Here is a 12,814-nt window from a genome sequence, read left to right on the forward strand (position 1 = left end):
ATGAAAATTCAAATTACAAACTTTAAAGCAATAACGCAAAAACAGGAATTTGACTTAGATAATATCAATATTATTTCAGGCCAAAATAGCGGAGGGAAATCAAGTCTAATTCATGCATTATTATTCCTGAAGCAAAATATTGAAGACCGTCATGAGCGAGAAGCTCTTAAATTCAATAAGCCTCTTCTATCTCTAGGAAGGTTCGAAGATATAACTTCAAAGAATCATAATGATGGAATAATGAAATTTTCGTTCATTCTAGATCGTGAAGAGTTTGTTGAAAAAAGTTTTTATGTGTCACGTAGAGTAAAAGAGCTGCTAAGTAATATAGGAAAAGTAATCTATACTGTCGAATTTGAATCAAAGAGACAAAACGTTGGCCATCGCACCTATATTCGTTCGATAACGATAAGTCTATTTGACTTAGGTGATAAAGAACAACAAATTAAATACAAAAGAACAAGAGGTGAGGATTTCACATTAAGTTTTTCTGACAACTTCGACCAGTATTATATAATTACCGATGATTCATTTGACATTAATAATGCAGAAATAAAAACTAAAATCAGTGTTGGTGACTTTCTTTTAAGTCATAGTCACGTTCGAGTTACGCATAATGACAACAATCTATGGTTGAGGCTTCCGATAGTAGATATAACCACAAGAGCTATTAGTAAGAAATTTGAAAACATATATTACATTGGTCCCTTGAGAGAATCGCCTAAAAGCTACTACTACTTCGAAGACTCTGGTAGTTCATTAGTTGGAACAAGAGGAGAGTATACCCCTCAATTTCTAGCAAAGCATCAAAAAGATAAAGTTGAATTTTATGAATATGAATCAAATGAGATTACTAGTAGTTCAATTTTAGAAAGTACCAGGTATTGGATATGTGACTTTTTCAAATTAGCATCAGATATAAGCTTAGAGAAAGATAAAAATGGTGTCTTATACCAAGTTAAGTTATCACTTCCAAACAGTAACACTAAAGTATCCATAAATAATGTTGGTTTTGGTATAAGCCAGGTGCTTCCTATAATAGTGCAAAGTATGGCGTTACCAGAAAAGAGCATTCTCATTCTCGAGCAACCTGAGATACATTTACATCCTACTGTACAAGCGAAAATATTCGATTTCCTGCATGCTCTGCATAAAAAAGGTATATCAACTATTGTTGAAACTCATAGTGACCATCTTATAACAAGAATGAGAAGAAGAGTTGCTGAATCAGAAAGCGAATTAGAAAAAATCATCAACCTTATTTTCGTTGAGTATTCCAAAGATAATAACAACACTAAATACTCAAAAATGTCACTTGATGAATTAGGTAATTTTAATCTATGGCCTGATGGATTTTTTGACCAGTATGACAAAGATGTAAGAGCTATATTGAAAGCTCAGATATCTAAGAAAAAAGCACTGCGTAAAAAAACAAGATCAGAAGAAAAGGCCTAAAAACGCATGGAATTCTTTTACTTAGAGCCATCTACGCTTGTTTGGGATAAAGAGCACTTTATAGCTAGCCCTCACTCATATGATGATGTAATAAATGATGTAATTGAGTTGTTAGAATTAGAAGAGGTTGGGGAAATACAACTAACCCTACTTTATGACTTTGTCATGTCGATTCTGGACTATTATCCCTTTGAAACATTGGAACACGGACATTGGCCCAATAGTAGAGACTTTATCACGCAAGTATCTCAGTCAGTCAGCAAGTGGATGAGTTCTGAATTAATGTTAGATGATATTGATCAAGAAAGTTTATTAGATACTGTCAGTTGCTCCCCTCCGCTTATTAAAGCAACTGACCAAAAAACCTTTGAAATAAAGAGTAACTCTTCTAGTTGCTTGTATAATAAGAATGAATTCGCGGTTATTTCTTTCAACCCAAAAAAAATCAATCTCGTTACTTTGACTAAATTTAGCGATAATGGAGATGAGGTTGATATCGAACCTCGACCTTTATTTAACACTTTTCAACTGTTACAAGACTATTTAGAAAATAATAAGTTAACTTGTGAATTTTCAAAAAAACACCATCCTACTAGCGGTTGGGGTTCGAGAATGCTTCATGAAGACATGGAAATAATGCAACCCTTACTAGAGACCTCATGTTTTTCTGAAAATAATGAGTTTCGAGTCAGGTACGCTTACTGTGAACGTGATTCTATATTTTATGCATTTAGAGTTACTAACGGGCTTATTTTCCACCCTTATCCAGTTGAACGCCAAGAAGTGCCACACCCTATTTTACAACAGATTGAACCTTAAACACCTTTAGTGACTTCCTATGAAAACAAAATTAGATAAAGCAGGACGAATTGCTAGGTTGATAACAATATCTAAACCTCTTACAACATCTCATATCTATGGTGCTGTAGGTGTTTTCGATAGTTTACATGGCCACGTAGAGTCATACATCGCTTCTACCGGTTACGATTTACTCGTTAATGGTAAGCGTTACCCACCCAAAGCTATATTCGGCCTTGCGCTTAGTGACCTACTAAACGAAACGGTGCTTTCTAAGCACTTTACTGGTGGCGTTGGAAGTGACTGTTTTAAAGTTCTAGAAAGGTTAGGTTTTGATATCGTTGCTAAGCCGCGGCCATCGAAAAGCGATGGACTTGCTCTCTATCAAAAATACACCCGCAAGCAACTTAACGATCTCTTTGACCCCGATATGATTTTTTCGTCAGGTGCGGGGCGCTGGGGTGGTACAGGTATTGTGCCTAATACACCACGTGAAAACGACTTCACTTTTATTGTCACTTTGGAAGACAAAAAAACCTATGAGGATTACCTAACAAAAGATGGGATCATCTATTGGGAATCACAGGAACGCCACCACCAAGAAAGTGACTGGATAAAGTCCTTCTGCACTCACGATGAAAACCAAAACACTATCTATTTATTTATGCGTGTAGCAAAAGGGGACGATTATACGTTCTTTGGGCCCTTAGCCTTCAAACATTGTGATGAAAATACTCAGCACCCGGTTCATTTTCAATGGCATTTGCTCAATTGGCCACTTCCAGAAAATGTTTGTCAAGAGTTCAACGAGCACATCAAAGGCGAAGAAGTTAAAACAGCCCCGCCACTGAATCTATCAGGTGTATCGTTAAATGAAACCACTCCCCCAAAGTCAGATAACAAAAAAACGACTTTTGGTAAAAACAACTCTCAATCAGTGACTGTTGATTGGGCTAAGCGTGAGCAGCGTAACCGACGATTAGGTTTAGCTGGTGAACAGCTAGTAATTAGGCATGAAATAGAACAGCTAAAAAGTGTCCACAAAAGGCCCGATCTAGCTAACCAAATTGAACACATTGCAGAGACAGATCCAGCTGCTGGCTACGATATTAAATCTTTCGATAAAAATGGTGTCGAAAAGTATATTGAAGTCAAAACCACCAAAGGTTCGAAAGGTAGCGCTTTTTATATATCAAGAAATGAAGTGGAAGTATCTAAAAGCCTTGACCAAAAATTTTGGATCTATAGGGTGTACAACTTTGATTTCAAATCGGATAGAGCAAGTTTCTATCGTATTAATGGTGCTGTTGAAAATAACTTTGACCTTGTCCCTGAAAACTATAAAGCCCGCGTTAAATAATTAGAGCCCCAGCTAGGGGCTTTATTGTTACTAAGATACCGGCTCTTCTATCGCTGTAACATTCATTTTTCTAAACGACAGGTACTTGGTAAAACCAGTACTAATAATCGCTTTACCATTAGCAGAGAATCCTACATGCCCAACAATAATAACGTCTGAACCATCCAACTCTGAAACTTCAGTCAATTTGAAGTTCTTTAACAACTGTTCTTTTAATGAAGATGAAAGACTGACACTCGGCTCCTTCCTATAATCGCCGTAATTCAGCCACAACGTTCCATTCTTATCGACGTTTAAGTTGTTAATCGTTCCCCAGAAGATGAACTCCTTACCAATATGCTCGCGACTTACTGAAGATATTGGTACCAAGAAGTCAGACAGCGCCCCTTCAATAACCGCTCTACCGCCATCTGTAACGATTTTGATGGTTTGCCCTCTATCTGCATAATGAGGGTTTCGACAAAGGTTTGTTAGTAGAGCTCTTAGTGACTTATTTAAAGGAAAACCACTGCCATTACCCAAGCCTTTGGATTGCTTACTACTTACGCGTGTTGATTCTTCGTCACCGTGCAAACCATTGTCTTTAGAAACATAAAGAGAGTTAGCACCGGTTTTATCCAAATCAACTTTTAAATCGGAAGTTGTTTCACCATCACCGTCTTTGTCTTCATCAACATCGTCACTACTAAATAACACCGTTGATGCATCACACCCATCTTTATGCTTAGCACCAAAGCAAGCCATTCGATTAACTTTGGCTGTTGAGTAACCTTTAACAAACCAAGCTTTCTTACCACAAACAGTGCAGTCGATCAGGCCTCGGTACTTTTCAGGATTGGCTTCGTAATCCTCTGTTGTACATTTACTACCATTTTCTCTATAAGTACAGGTGATCATAGATTATGCAACCGATTGATTTGAATGATAACACTCTACCAAAATTATAAGATTCTCAGTTTAAAACCATATGCACAATGTGACGTATATCTTACGTTTTATAAACTATCTCATTAGTATTAAAACAATCCGAATACATTGTTTTTCCCATCTTGTTCAAAGCCTTTGATCTGATGGTGTTTTGGCTCCCCACCAAACAATAAGATATACAGCTTCCGGTCTTGATACGTCCCCACTACATAGTGGCCTTTTTGTATCACGTATTCGATAGTTTCGGCTTTCTCATCAGTGCACAAATACTTAATATCGACCAGCTTCACCAACTTCAAACCAACTACGTTCTCTGCTTCTATAAACCCACCAAATGGCGCCGTAAATCGATTACCTAGCTTCAAAAGCGCATCAATCACCCCTTGGTTCTTCTTACTTACCCCAATTGGACCATCACTGTTGATTTTGAAATGACTGTAACCAGCAGTCACATGAATTGAATGATACATAGCAAAAACCTATTAATTTTCTTAGCACTTTGAGAAAGGTGTCTAACCTGTGCTTTTTGTCCGATATAAAACATTGTTCTACGTTTTCGCTCGAATTATACTGTTTTTATATACAGTTACTTTAGGCTTAATTATGTCAGTACGCAATTTGAAAGACGGCTCGACCAAACCTTGGATCTGCGAATGTTACCCAAACGGGCGAGCGGGAAAGCGCGTTCGTAAGAAGTTTGCGACTAAGGGCGAAGCCAAGGCTTTTGAACTTCACACAATGAAAGAGATTGATGATAAGCCCTGGATGGGAGACAAGCCGGATCATCGCAGGCTTTCTCAACTTATTGAGCTTTGGTACTCCCACTATGGTGCAACCCTTGCTAATGGCAGTGTCATCCAAAGTAAATTTTTAAGAATGGCTAAAGCTATGGGTGACCCTGTAGCGACCATTTTCGTTGCAAAAACATACTCTGAATTCAGAAGTAACCGAATGAGTGGGCAAATTAGCTTTGTTGATGCGCGTTGGCAAAAAGGGGCGCCTAGTATCGCAACGTTAAATTCAGAACTTGCGCGCTTTAAGGCTATGTTTGTTAAATTGAAGGAAATTGGAGAGTGGAAAGGACCAAATCCTTTAGAAGAAGTGAAGCCATTTAAAGATCACGAACGTACCATGTCTTTCCTTCATAAAGAGCACATTATTTTATTGCTTGAACACGTGTCTAAACACAACCGAACAGACATGCAGAAAATAGTGAAGCTATGTCTTGCCACTGGGGCTCGCTGGAATGAAGCAGCTCAGCTGAAAGGCTCTCAGTTAAGCAAATATAAAGTTACGTTTACCAACACCAAGACTAAGAAGAATCGCTCTGTACCCATCTCTGAAGAGCTTTACAACGAGATATACAAACCAACCTCTGGGAAGCTATTTGAAGAGTGCTATACACCTTTCTGCTACATATTAAAGAATAAACTGGGCATCACCCTGCCCTCAGGGCAAGCTTCTCATGTTTTGCGTCATTCGTTCGCAAGTCACTTTATGATGAATGGCGGCAATATTTTAGTGCTAAGGGACATTCTAGGCCACGCAGATATCAGCATGACAATGCGCTATGCCCACTTCGCACCTGATCACCTATCTGAAGCAATTATCCATAACCCTCTTTCTAACCTGTAACCTGTAACCTGTAACCTGTCGCCACAAAATTTTTTGCTCGGCTGTCGCCACTTTGTCGCCACTTGCCAAATTTCAGGTAAAAAAAGAGCCACTCTAAAGTGGCTCAATTCTTAAAATTTTAAACAAGTGTTTTAAACGTTACTCTTTACCGAATACGTTGTTTTCTTGCTCTTGTACACGGATGAAAGTCGTACGCTTAGTTAGCTCTTTAAGCTTTGCTGCGCCTACGTATGTACAAGTTGAACGTACACCACCAAGGATGTCAGAAATTGTGTTGTGAACAGAACCACGGTATGGAAGTAAAACAGTTTTACCTTCCGCAGCACGGTACTTAGCAACACCACCTGAGTGCTTGTCCATAGCCGACTGTGAAGACATGCCGTAGAACTTCATGAATTGCTTACCGTCTTGCTCTACAACTTCGCCGCCTGACTCAGAGTGACCTGCTAGCATGCCGCCTAGCATTACGAAGTCAGCACCGCCGCCGAACGCTTTAGATACGTCACCCGCACATGAACAGCCACCGTCACCGATGATCATGCCGCCAAGGCCGTGTGCTGCGTCGCCACACTCGATGATTGCAGAAAGTTGAGGGTAACCTACGCCTGTTTTAACACGTGTAGTACAAACAGAACCAGGGCCGATACCAACCTTAACAATGTCTGCGCCAGCTAGAATTAGCTCTTCAACCATGTCACCTGTTACAACGTTACCAGCAGAGATAACTTTAGTCGGGAATTCAGCACGTACTTTTTGTACGTACTCAACTAGGTGCTCTGAGTAGCCGTTAGCGATATCAATACAGATAAATACGAAGTCTTCGCTAAGCGCCATGATTTGCTTTGTTTTCTCAAACTCAGCTTCAGATGTACCCGTTGATACAAATACGTTGTTCAGTGTTTTCTTGTCTGCTGTTTTAGCGAACTCAGCCCACTGCTCTACTGTGTAGTGCTTGTGTACTGCAGTCATAACACCGTGCTCTGCTAGAGCAGCTGCCATTTCAAAGCTTGCTACCGAATCCATGTTAGCTGCAATTACTGGAGTACCAGACCATTGACGACCGCTATGCTTGAATGTAAAATCGCGGGTTAATTCAACTTGAGAACGGCTTTTAAGGGTAGAACGCTTCGGACGGAAGAGTACATCTTTGAAACCTAACTTAAGTTCTTGTTCGATACGCATAGTGTTTTCCTTGATTCATAAAATTATGTGTCTCTCGCGAAATGCGTAGTAAAACCGTTGGCAGACGAGTTTACTTTTCTTCGGACACAAAAAAACCGGAGCGTTGGCAGACGCTCCGGTTTTCAGCATTATAGGTCGTGATTTAGTAACAGCAAGTCTGATATTTCACTTTTTTTTGTGTTATCCTCTCAAAGATTCCATATCTGGTAAAACCTCCCTAGCTCGACCTTCTTACTAAATTCTTACTAATTAATAACTTAGCGAACCAATCACGCAAACGTTGTCGATTTATTGCGCAATCGTTTTCCTCTCTCTTTCACACAATATCGCCTTCATTAAAAAAATATGTGAAGAAAGTGCCTCGAGATCACATAAAAATCACACTTTTCTCCAACAAAAAAATGCCTTTTTTCTTAAATAAATTCGATTTTTTTCCAAATTATTTCTGTTTTCGTCCAAATTAGGCAAACTCATCGTGTTCCTGGTTAACCTCACCTAAGAGAAACACGCTTCAATGCACTCGATTTTGAAGGCAAGGTTCATTTGATTTCGACAATCCAAATCCCAGCCTCTATTAAAAGCCCCCTAAAAAGCCAAACTTTATAAACCACCAACAACCAAAATCATGCTTCTTTGGCGTCTGGTAGTTCATTCAATCTAGATTCTTGAGGAAGAAGGTTCTAAAAAAGAGAGTTCGCTGAGCGAAAAGCAGAGTAAACATTGAAAATTTAGAGTGAGTAGATGAAAGAGATCGAAGCCTCCAAGGTCAATTGAAGAATAAAAAGCAAAAAAATGGCTAAGGTCGTTAACCTTAGCCATTTTTATTCACTCTTTAGGTTCAGTGCTAGTTCTTTTGAGAGACTAACGCTTCTGCAGTCGCATCTTGAATAGACAAAAAGAGAGAAGTGACTTGGCCTGTTGGTGAACGCATCGGGTTTAGCGTGACGTTCTGATACATGAAATCAGCTTGCTGGGTTACTGGCCTAACGTTACGACACTTAAACAGATAAGGCCTTTGTTGCCATGTAATGAAGCTGCGACAGCCTAGATCGTAGACTGGCTTAGTTTTCAGTCTAAACCACTCTTCTGGGATTTCAGGGAATAACTCAAAGATCGACTTACCAATAGCATCATGCGATTGCTTACCGCTATGGTGAGTCATGAAGCCATTCCAGACTTGCACCTGAAAATCACGGTTAATGACCACCAGCCCCATGTCGACGTTTTGAACCATGTCCACCATCCAGTGGAACTGTTCAAATTCAGCAGGAAGATTCAGCATATTAAAACTCCTCCATTAGGTAGGCCAATTTGTTGTCTAGAAGCGGCAAAGACTCATCAACGAACATAAATAGAAGATCACAGCGGATGGACGTACCGTCTATGTTATAGCTGACTTCGAAAGTCATGGTCTTCTTAAATGAACCACTGGTATTTTCAATCACAGAGTCAATCGAGATGTGCTGACCTAGCAACACAGGAGAACTCTGGAAGAAACGAACTTCTGATTGCTCCCCTAGTCCATTCAAGAATGAGCCAACGAGAATATTCGACACATCCATCAGTAGTTCTAACTCTTCAAGCTGTTCGCTTTCGGTTGGCACCTTCATGAGCTTCTTAAGATCGCTCACACTGGAATCACTCAACAAAACTAGTGCTTCACCTGCAATCCCTTCTCCGCTGAAGCCTTGGCAAACACCCGATACTTGGTCGTTATCCGCTAGATCGCGAAGTGCCATGTGCAATTCACTCACTTCGAAGATGTTGACGTTCGGCAGCGGTAGGTGAACAAATACATTAAAGTGGCGCGCCAATGCATCGGCTGCACGGCCTATCGCTACGTTCGCGACTTCCATATAGACATCACGTCTGCGAAGTATTGGCAGTTCTAAAGCGGTTGGAGTAATGATTTGAGGTTGTTTTGGCGGCTCAACATGCTCACGCAAAATAGCTTTGAGCGCTTCTTTATCGATCGGCTTTTGCAAAAACGCTTTGGCGCCAAGATCCATCACCTTCTGTTGTGCTTTTGGTTGTATGTCACCAGAAACAACGACAACAGGCGTGGTGTCACCTAAACGTTGCATCTCTTCCAATGTGCCATAGCCATCTAATTCCGGCATGGTGAGGTCGAGGAACATCAGTTTGAACTGGTTTTGAGCGAGCTCTTCAAGTGCATTAAGCCCATGAACAGCAAAAGTTATATCTGCATTTAGAGAACTAGGCAGTGATCGAGCCATCTGCTTCCTTGCTAACGCAGAATCATCACATATAAGAACTGGGAACGACATAAATGCACCACCGACAAATTAAAGCTAATTCGGACGAGTGTAACAGAACATTATGGTATCAGGTACGGGGTGAATGGATTTATGTGTAGATTATTAGTAAGAATGATGAAACAAGCAGGTAAGCTATTATCCGACATTATTCTTGATGAAAAACAATATGCTACAAAGGTAATAACCGTTCGTCATTATAGAGTAATAGCACTTTTTCATGGAACAACAGCGCTAATTTATGAAATGACAGCCTTAATAAGTGAGTTTATTAAGGCTCAATCTCGTCATGAATGTATCGGTTTTATATGCTCTATATAAAAGAGCGAATACAAAGGACTAAAACTGGTATGAAGGCCATAGGATCAGTAATGCGAAACGTATAACCACAGCAAACACCAACAAAGCAATGCCCAAACGGTACCATTTGTATTCTGCAATATTCATTGGGATACGCTTGTAGAACATCGTAATTACGCCTTTCCAATCGCTACTGCGTCTTCCGTACTGCATCATGCTCGTCAAAACAAACAGTGCGCCAAGCACTAGCATTCCTTTTTCAGCCCAGAACAATCCAACTTCCATTTGTGTATTCCTTGATAAAACGGTGAGCAACTCAAATCATTCTAGTCACCTTTTAGCTCGGTTTCTGTAAGACCAAGGTCTAACTCGTTCCACGCTAAGATGAAGGTAACTAAGTGAACGCAATGAGCTCGGCGAATTAAACTGAACGACATGTTCATATCGAGTTCAGCTTACTCACCTATACTCATGTTTCCACTAACAGGAGAAACTCAATGAAATCACTGAAAAAGTCGCTTTGTGTATTAACTGCTTCAGCTCTACTCGTTACCGCTCCTTTTGTGAGTGCTTCATCACCACAACAACCGCCACAGCCAGCGCTTAGCCCATTGCAAATGGTTATTGCTTCTTTGAATCTAACCGAAGAACAACAAGCGGAAGTGTTCTCTCTTGTTGAAGATTATCAATCCGATCGAACAGAGATTGATATGGAGAGCGCAATAGAGCTTAAGAAGAAACAGATCAGCCTTGTGACTCAACCTGATTTCAACGAAGCCGAGATGGAAAAGGTCATTGATACGGTTCAAGCAACCGAGAAGTCGATGGTGATGCAAGAGATGCGTCTTAAGAACAACATTTACAATGTGTTGACTGAAGAGCAGAAAGAGCAATTCAAAACCATGATGAAGTCTGCGCTCTCTGGTGGAAAGTAGTCGAGTAGAAACTAGCTGTCCTCAATCCTGATATTGATTCACTCCCCCAAGAATCAACTGAGATAAACTAAAGCCACAGACATTGCTGTGGCTTTTTTACGTTTCAATTAAGCTTAAGAGTAAGCTGAACAATCTAAGTCTGGTGTCTTACTGCTCTTGTTAAGCACGACCATTAAATGAATCAGCAGCAAAATACCTGTCACGCCTAAGCCAACACCGATTCCGCCCCAAATCCCTGCCAATTCAAACTTAGGCATCAAATACCAAGCCGCAGGCAAGCCAAATACCCAGTAACCGATGGCTGTCATCACGGTTGGCATAGAGACAATCTTCATGCCTCTTAACAGGTTAATCGCCAGTAGCTGCCAAGCATCAACAATAAAGCACAAAGCAACGACCCAGATAACAGAAGCCAACAATGAGGTCATCGCACCCGTACCATCGTCTAACTTGAAGATAGAGGCGATCATCTCAGGCCATATGATAAACACAGCCGACAACGCCACACTCAACACAGACACCAATATAAAGCTTTGAATTGAGGTTCTTTTTATTCCTTCGTAGTTACCCGCGCCAAAATCACGACCAACCAAAATCGCCGCAGCTTGTGAGAAGCCGAAATTGAAGTTCCAAGTAAAGCTTAAGCATTGCAGCAGGATTTGGTGCAGAGCTAGCGAAGCAATACTGATCGTGCCCGCCATTAAGGTGCCACCGTAAATCAAGCCATGCTCAAGTAAAGCTGCCAAGCCGATAGGTAGACCCATCAACAACAATGGGTTCATCAACTTGATTGAGTACTCTTCTGTGTTTAACCAAGGGGCAAATTGCTTAAACTCGTCACGCTTAAATACCCAAACCGTATATCCAACCATCACGATAAATGCCGCGATAGCCGTACCAAGCCCCAAACCTGTTAAGCCCATGTCTAATTGGAAGGTGAGAAAGTAGCTCACGGGCACATTCAGAATTACGGTGATAATCGACATCACAAGAATGGAGCGCACGTTGCCAAACGCACTGGTTAAGCCACGAAGTACCAACAAGATAAGCGAAGGCAACATCACCCACTTCAAAGCATGGACATATTCCATGGCTAAAGTGATCACTTCTGGCGGCTGTTTTGCGGCTTCTAACACCAACGGAGCAAACCAGAAGCTGGCCATTAAAGTCACGCTGAGCACGAATGCCAACATGGTTGCGCCTTTCACCGCCAATCTAATTTGAGTATTACCAAACTCTGGGCGAGCGACGCGCTGACCATAAGCGATCGCAATCAAGTTCGCGACACAACCTACGGTGCTGCTCGCAATAATGAAGATGAAAAAGTAGATAGAGGCGCCTAAGCCACCAGCCGCAAGGGCTGACACACTGATACGCGACATCATCCAAACATCAGTAAGGACTAACGCCATGGAGATCAGCTGTGAAATGATCAAAGGGAATGCAAGTGTGAGTATTTTTTTCATGAGCGCCTCAGGTAATTTCGCCCAAAATACGATCGATGAGGCTGGCGTTCAATTGATAAATTTGCGACTCTAACATTCCATAAACTCATGCGAACGAATTATGACCCCATATCCTAGCTTGCCACCCTCACATAATGGCTTAAAAGCCTTTGAAGCTGCTGCAAGGCTGATGAGCTTTACTCTGGCTGCCGAAGAGCTGCATGTGACACAAAGTGCGATCAGTCGACAGATCAAACAGCTTGAAGATGAGTTAAACGCATCACTGGTTATTCGCAAGCATCGAGCGATTGAATTAACGGTACAAGGTCATGATTTGTATGTGGCTTTGCGTGAAAGCTACGGTAATATCGAAGCTGTTATCGCCTCTTGGAGTGAGCCCAAGCAGAAGCGTATCGTGATCAAAGCGACTCTGAGTTTCGCGACGCGAGTATTGATCTCCAAAGTTCGGGAATTAAACGAGCGTTATCAAGATCATGAGAT

14 protein-coding genes are annotated in these 12,814 nt (G+C 41.0%); 7 read left to right on the top strand and 7 right to left on the bottom strand.

Features of this window, described 5'->3' with window-relative positions:
* From IQQ51_RS18295 to IQQ51_RS18305, 3 genes are read left to right on the top strand one after another with little or no spacing between them, the layout of a single operon-like run.
* Positions 1-1,455, top strand: a complete 1,455-nt coding sequence (locus IQQ51_RS18295; protein ID WP_193841760.1) for an AAA family ATPase — start codon at positions 1-3, stop codon at positions 1,453-1,455.
* A gap of 6 nt (positions 1,456-1,461) precedes the next feature.
* Entirely contained in the window at positions 1,462-2,274 is an 813-nt protein-coding gene (locus IQQ51_RS18300; RefSeq protein ID WP_193841761.1) for a hypothetical protein, read from the top strand.
* A gap of 19 nt (positions 2,275-2,293) precedes the next feature.
* Positions 2,294-3,613, top strand: coding sequence for a DUF3427 domain-containing protein (locus IQQ51_RS18305; RefSeq protein ID WP_193841762.1), 1,320 nt, complete (start codon positions 2,294-2,296; stop codon positions 3,611-3,613).
* 30 nt (positions 3,614-3,643) lie between these two features.
* Here the strand turns inward: IQQ51_RS18305 and IQQ51_RS18310 are convergent, their stop codons facing one another.
* Both IQQ51_RS18310 and IQQ51_RS18315 read right to left on the bottom strand, forming a co-directional pair.
* Entirely contained in the window at positions 3,644-4,510 is an 867-nt protein-coding gene (locus IQQ51_RS18310; RefSeq protein WP_193841763.1) for a hypothetical protein, read from the bottom strand.
* Positions 4,511-4,629: 119 nt separating this feature from the next.
* Complete coding sequence (locus IQQ51_RS18315; protein ID WP_193841764.1) at positions 4,630-5,010, bottom strand: hypothetical protein; 381 nt, start codon at positions 5,008-5,010, stop codon at positions 4,630-4,632.
* 133 nt (positions 5,011-5,143) lie between these two features.
* Between IQQ51_RS18315 and IQQ51_RS18320 the strand changes: the two genes are divergently transcribed.
* The gene (locus tag IQQ51_RS18320; RefSeq protein WP_193841765.1) at positions 5,144-6,175 is read left to right on the top strand and encodes a tyrosine-type recombinase/integrase; all 1,032 of its coding nucleotides are present in this window, start codon (positions 5,144-5,146) and stop codon (positions 6,173-6,175) included.
* Positions 6,176-6,313: 138 nt separating this feature from the next.
* Here the strand turns inward: IQQ51_RS18320 and IQQ51_RS18325 are convergent, their stop codons facing one another.
* The 3 genes from IQQ51_RS18325 to IQQ51_RS18335 all read right to left on the bottom strand — a co-directional run bounded on the left by IQQ51_RS18325 (position 6,314) and on the right by IQQ51_RS18335 (position 9,645).
* A complete protein-coding gene (locus IQQ51_RS18325) occupies positions 6,314-7,357 on the bottom strand; it encodes a GMP reductase (RefSeq protein WP_050650856.1) in 1,044 nt (347 codons plus the stop codon).
* 844 nt (positions 7,358-8,201) lie between these two features.
* Positions 8,202-8,639, bottom strand: a complete 438-nt coding sequence (locus IQQ51_RS18330; RefSeq protein WP_048606084.1) for a PAS domain-containing protein — start codon at positions 8,637-8,639, stop codon at positions 8,202-8,204.
* Position 8,640: 1 nt separating this feature from the next.
* Complete coding sequence (locus IQQ51_RS18335) at positions 8,641-9,645, bottom strand: response regulator (RefSeq protein WP_048606080.1); 1,005 nt, start codon at positions 9,643-9,645, stop codon at positions 8,641-8,643.
* 102 nt (positions 9,646-9,747) lie between these two features.
* Between IQQ51_RS18335 and IQQ51_RS18340 the strand changes: the two genes are divergently transcribed.
* Positions 9,748-9,954, top strand: a complete 207-nt coding sequence (locus IQQ51_RS18340) for a hypothetical protein (RefSeq protein ID WP_193841879.1) — start codon at positions 9,748-9,750, stop codon at positions 9,952-9,954.
* Between the two features lie 18 nt (positions 9,955-9,972).
* On the opposite strand, the gene IQQ51_RS18345 is transcribed toward IQQ51_RS18340, so the two are convergent.
* Positions 9,973-10,218, bottom strand: coding sequence for a hypothetical protein (locus IQQ51_RS18345; protein ID WP_029223306.1), 246 nt, complete (start codon positions 10,216-10,218; stop codon positions 9,973-9,975).
* 212 nt (positions 10,219-10,430) lie between these two features.
* Here IQQ51_RS18345 and IQQ51_RS18350 point away from each other — a divergent pair, with 212 nt between their 5' ends.
* Positions 10,431-10,868 carry a Spy/CpxP family protein refolding chaperone gene (locus tag IQQ51_RS18350; protein WP_048610860.1) on the top strand — a complete coding sequence of 146 codons (438 nt, stop codon included), beginning with the start codon at positions 10,431-10,433 and terminating at the stop codon, positions 10,866-10,868.
* 113 nt (positions 10,869-10,981) lie between these two features.
* On the opposite strand, the gene IQQ51_RS18355 is transcribed toward IQQ51_RS18350, so the two are convergent.
* Positions 10,982-12,334, bottom strand: coding sequence for an MATE family efflux transporter (locus tag IQQ51_RS18355; RefSeq protein ID WP_193841766.1), 1,353 nt, complete (start codon positions 12,332-12,334; stop codon positions 10,982-10,984).
* A gap of 100 nt (positions 12,335-12,434) precedes the next feature.
* Here IQQ51_RS18355 and IQQ51_RS27340 point away from each other — a divergent pair.
* Positions 12,435-12,814 (top strand): LysR family transcriptional regulator (locus tag IQQ51_RS27340; protein WP_228012984.1); only part of this gene is annotated, 380 nt, incomplete at its 3' end.

The organism is Vibrio sp. OPT18 (assembly GCF_015163615.1).
In the GTDB taxonomy this organism is placed as follows: domain Bacteria; phylum Pseudomonadota; class Gammaproteobacteria; order Enterobacterales; family Vibrionaceae; genus Vibrio; species Vibrio coralliirubri.

Bases quoted from the DNA above. Each gene is read 5' to 3' on its own strand.
- IQQ51_RS18315 (WP_193841764.1), bottom strand. From the start codon at position 5,010: ATGTATCATTCAATTCATGTGACTGCTGGTTACAGTCATTTCAAAATC.
- IQQ51_RS18340 (WP_193841879.1), top strand. From the start codon at position 9,748: ATGATGAAACAAGCAGGTAAGCTATTATCCGACATTATTCTTGATGAA.
- IQQ51_RS18350 (WP_048610860.1), top strand. From the start codon at position 10,431: ATGAAATCACTGAAAAAGTCGCTTTGTGTATTAACTGCTTCAGCTCTA.
- IQQ51_RS18325 (WP_050650856.1), bottom strand. From the start codon at position 7,357: ATGCGTATCGAACAAGAACTTAAGTTAGGTTTCAAAGATGTACTCTTC.
- IQQ51_RS18295 (WP_193841760.1), top strand. From the start codon at position 1: ATGAAAATTCAAATTACAAACTTTAAAGCAATAACGCAAAAACAGGAA.
- IQQ51_RS18355 (WP_193841766.1), bottom strand. From the start codon at position 12,334: ATGAAAAAAATACTCACACTTGCATTCCCTTTGATCATTTCACAGCTG.
- IQQ51_RS18320 (WP_193841765.1), top strand. From the start codon at position 5,144: ATGTCAGTACGCAATTTGAAAGACGGCTCGACCAAACCTTGGATCTGC.
- IQQ51_RS18330 (WP_048606084.1), bottom strand. From the start codon at position 8,639: ATGCTGAATCTTCCTGCTGAATTTGAACAGTTCCACTGGATGGTGGAC.
- IQQ51_RS18345 (WP_029223306.1), bottom strand. From the start codon at position 10,218: ATGGAAGTTGGATTGTTCTGGGCTGAAAAAGGAATGCTAGTGCTTGGC.
- IQQ51_RS18305 (WP_193841762.1), top strand. From the start codon at position 2,294: ATGAAAACAAAATTAGATAAAGCAGGACGAATTGCTAGGTTGATAACA.
- IQQ51_RS18300 (WP_193841761.1), top strand. From the start codon at position 1,462: ATGGAATTCTTTTACTTAGAGCCATCTACGCTTGTTTGGGATAAAGAG.
- IQQ51_RS18310 (WP_193841763.1), bottom strand. From the start codon at position 4,510: ATGATCACCTGTACTTATAGAGAAAATGGTAGTAAATGTACAACAGAG.
- IQQ51_RS18335 (WP_048606080.1), bottom strand. From the start codon at position 9,645: ATGTCGTTCCCAGTTCTTATATGTGATGATTCTGCGTTAGCAAGGAAG.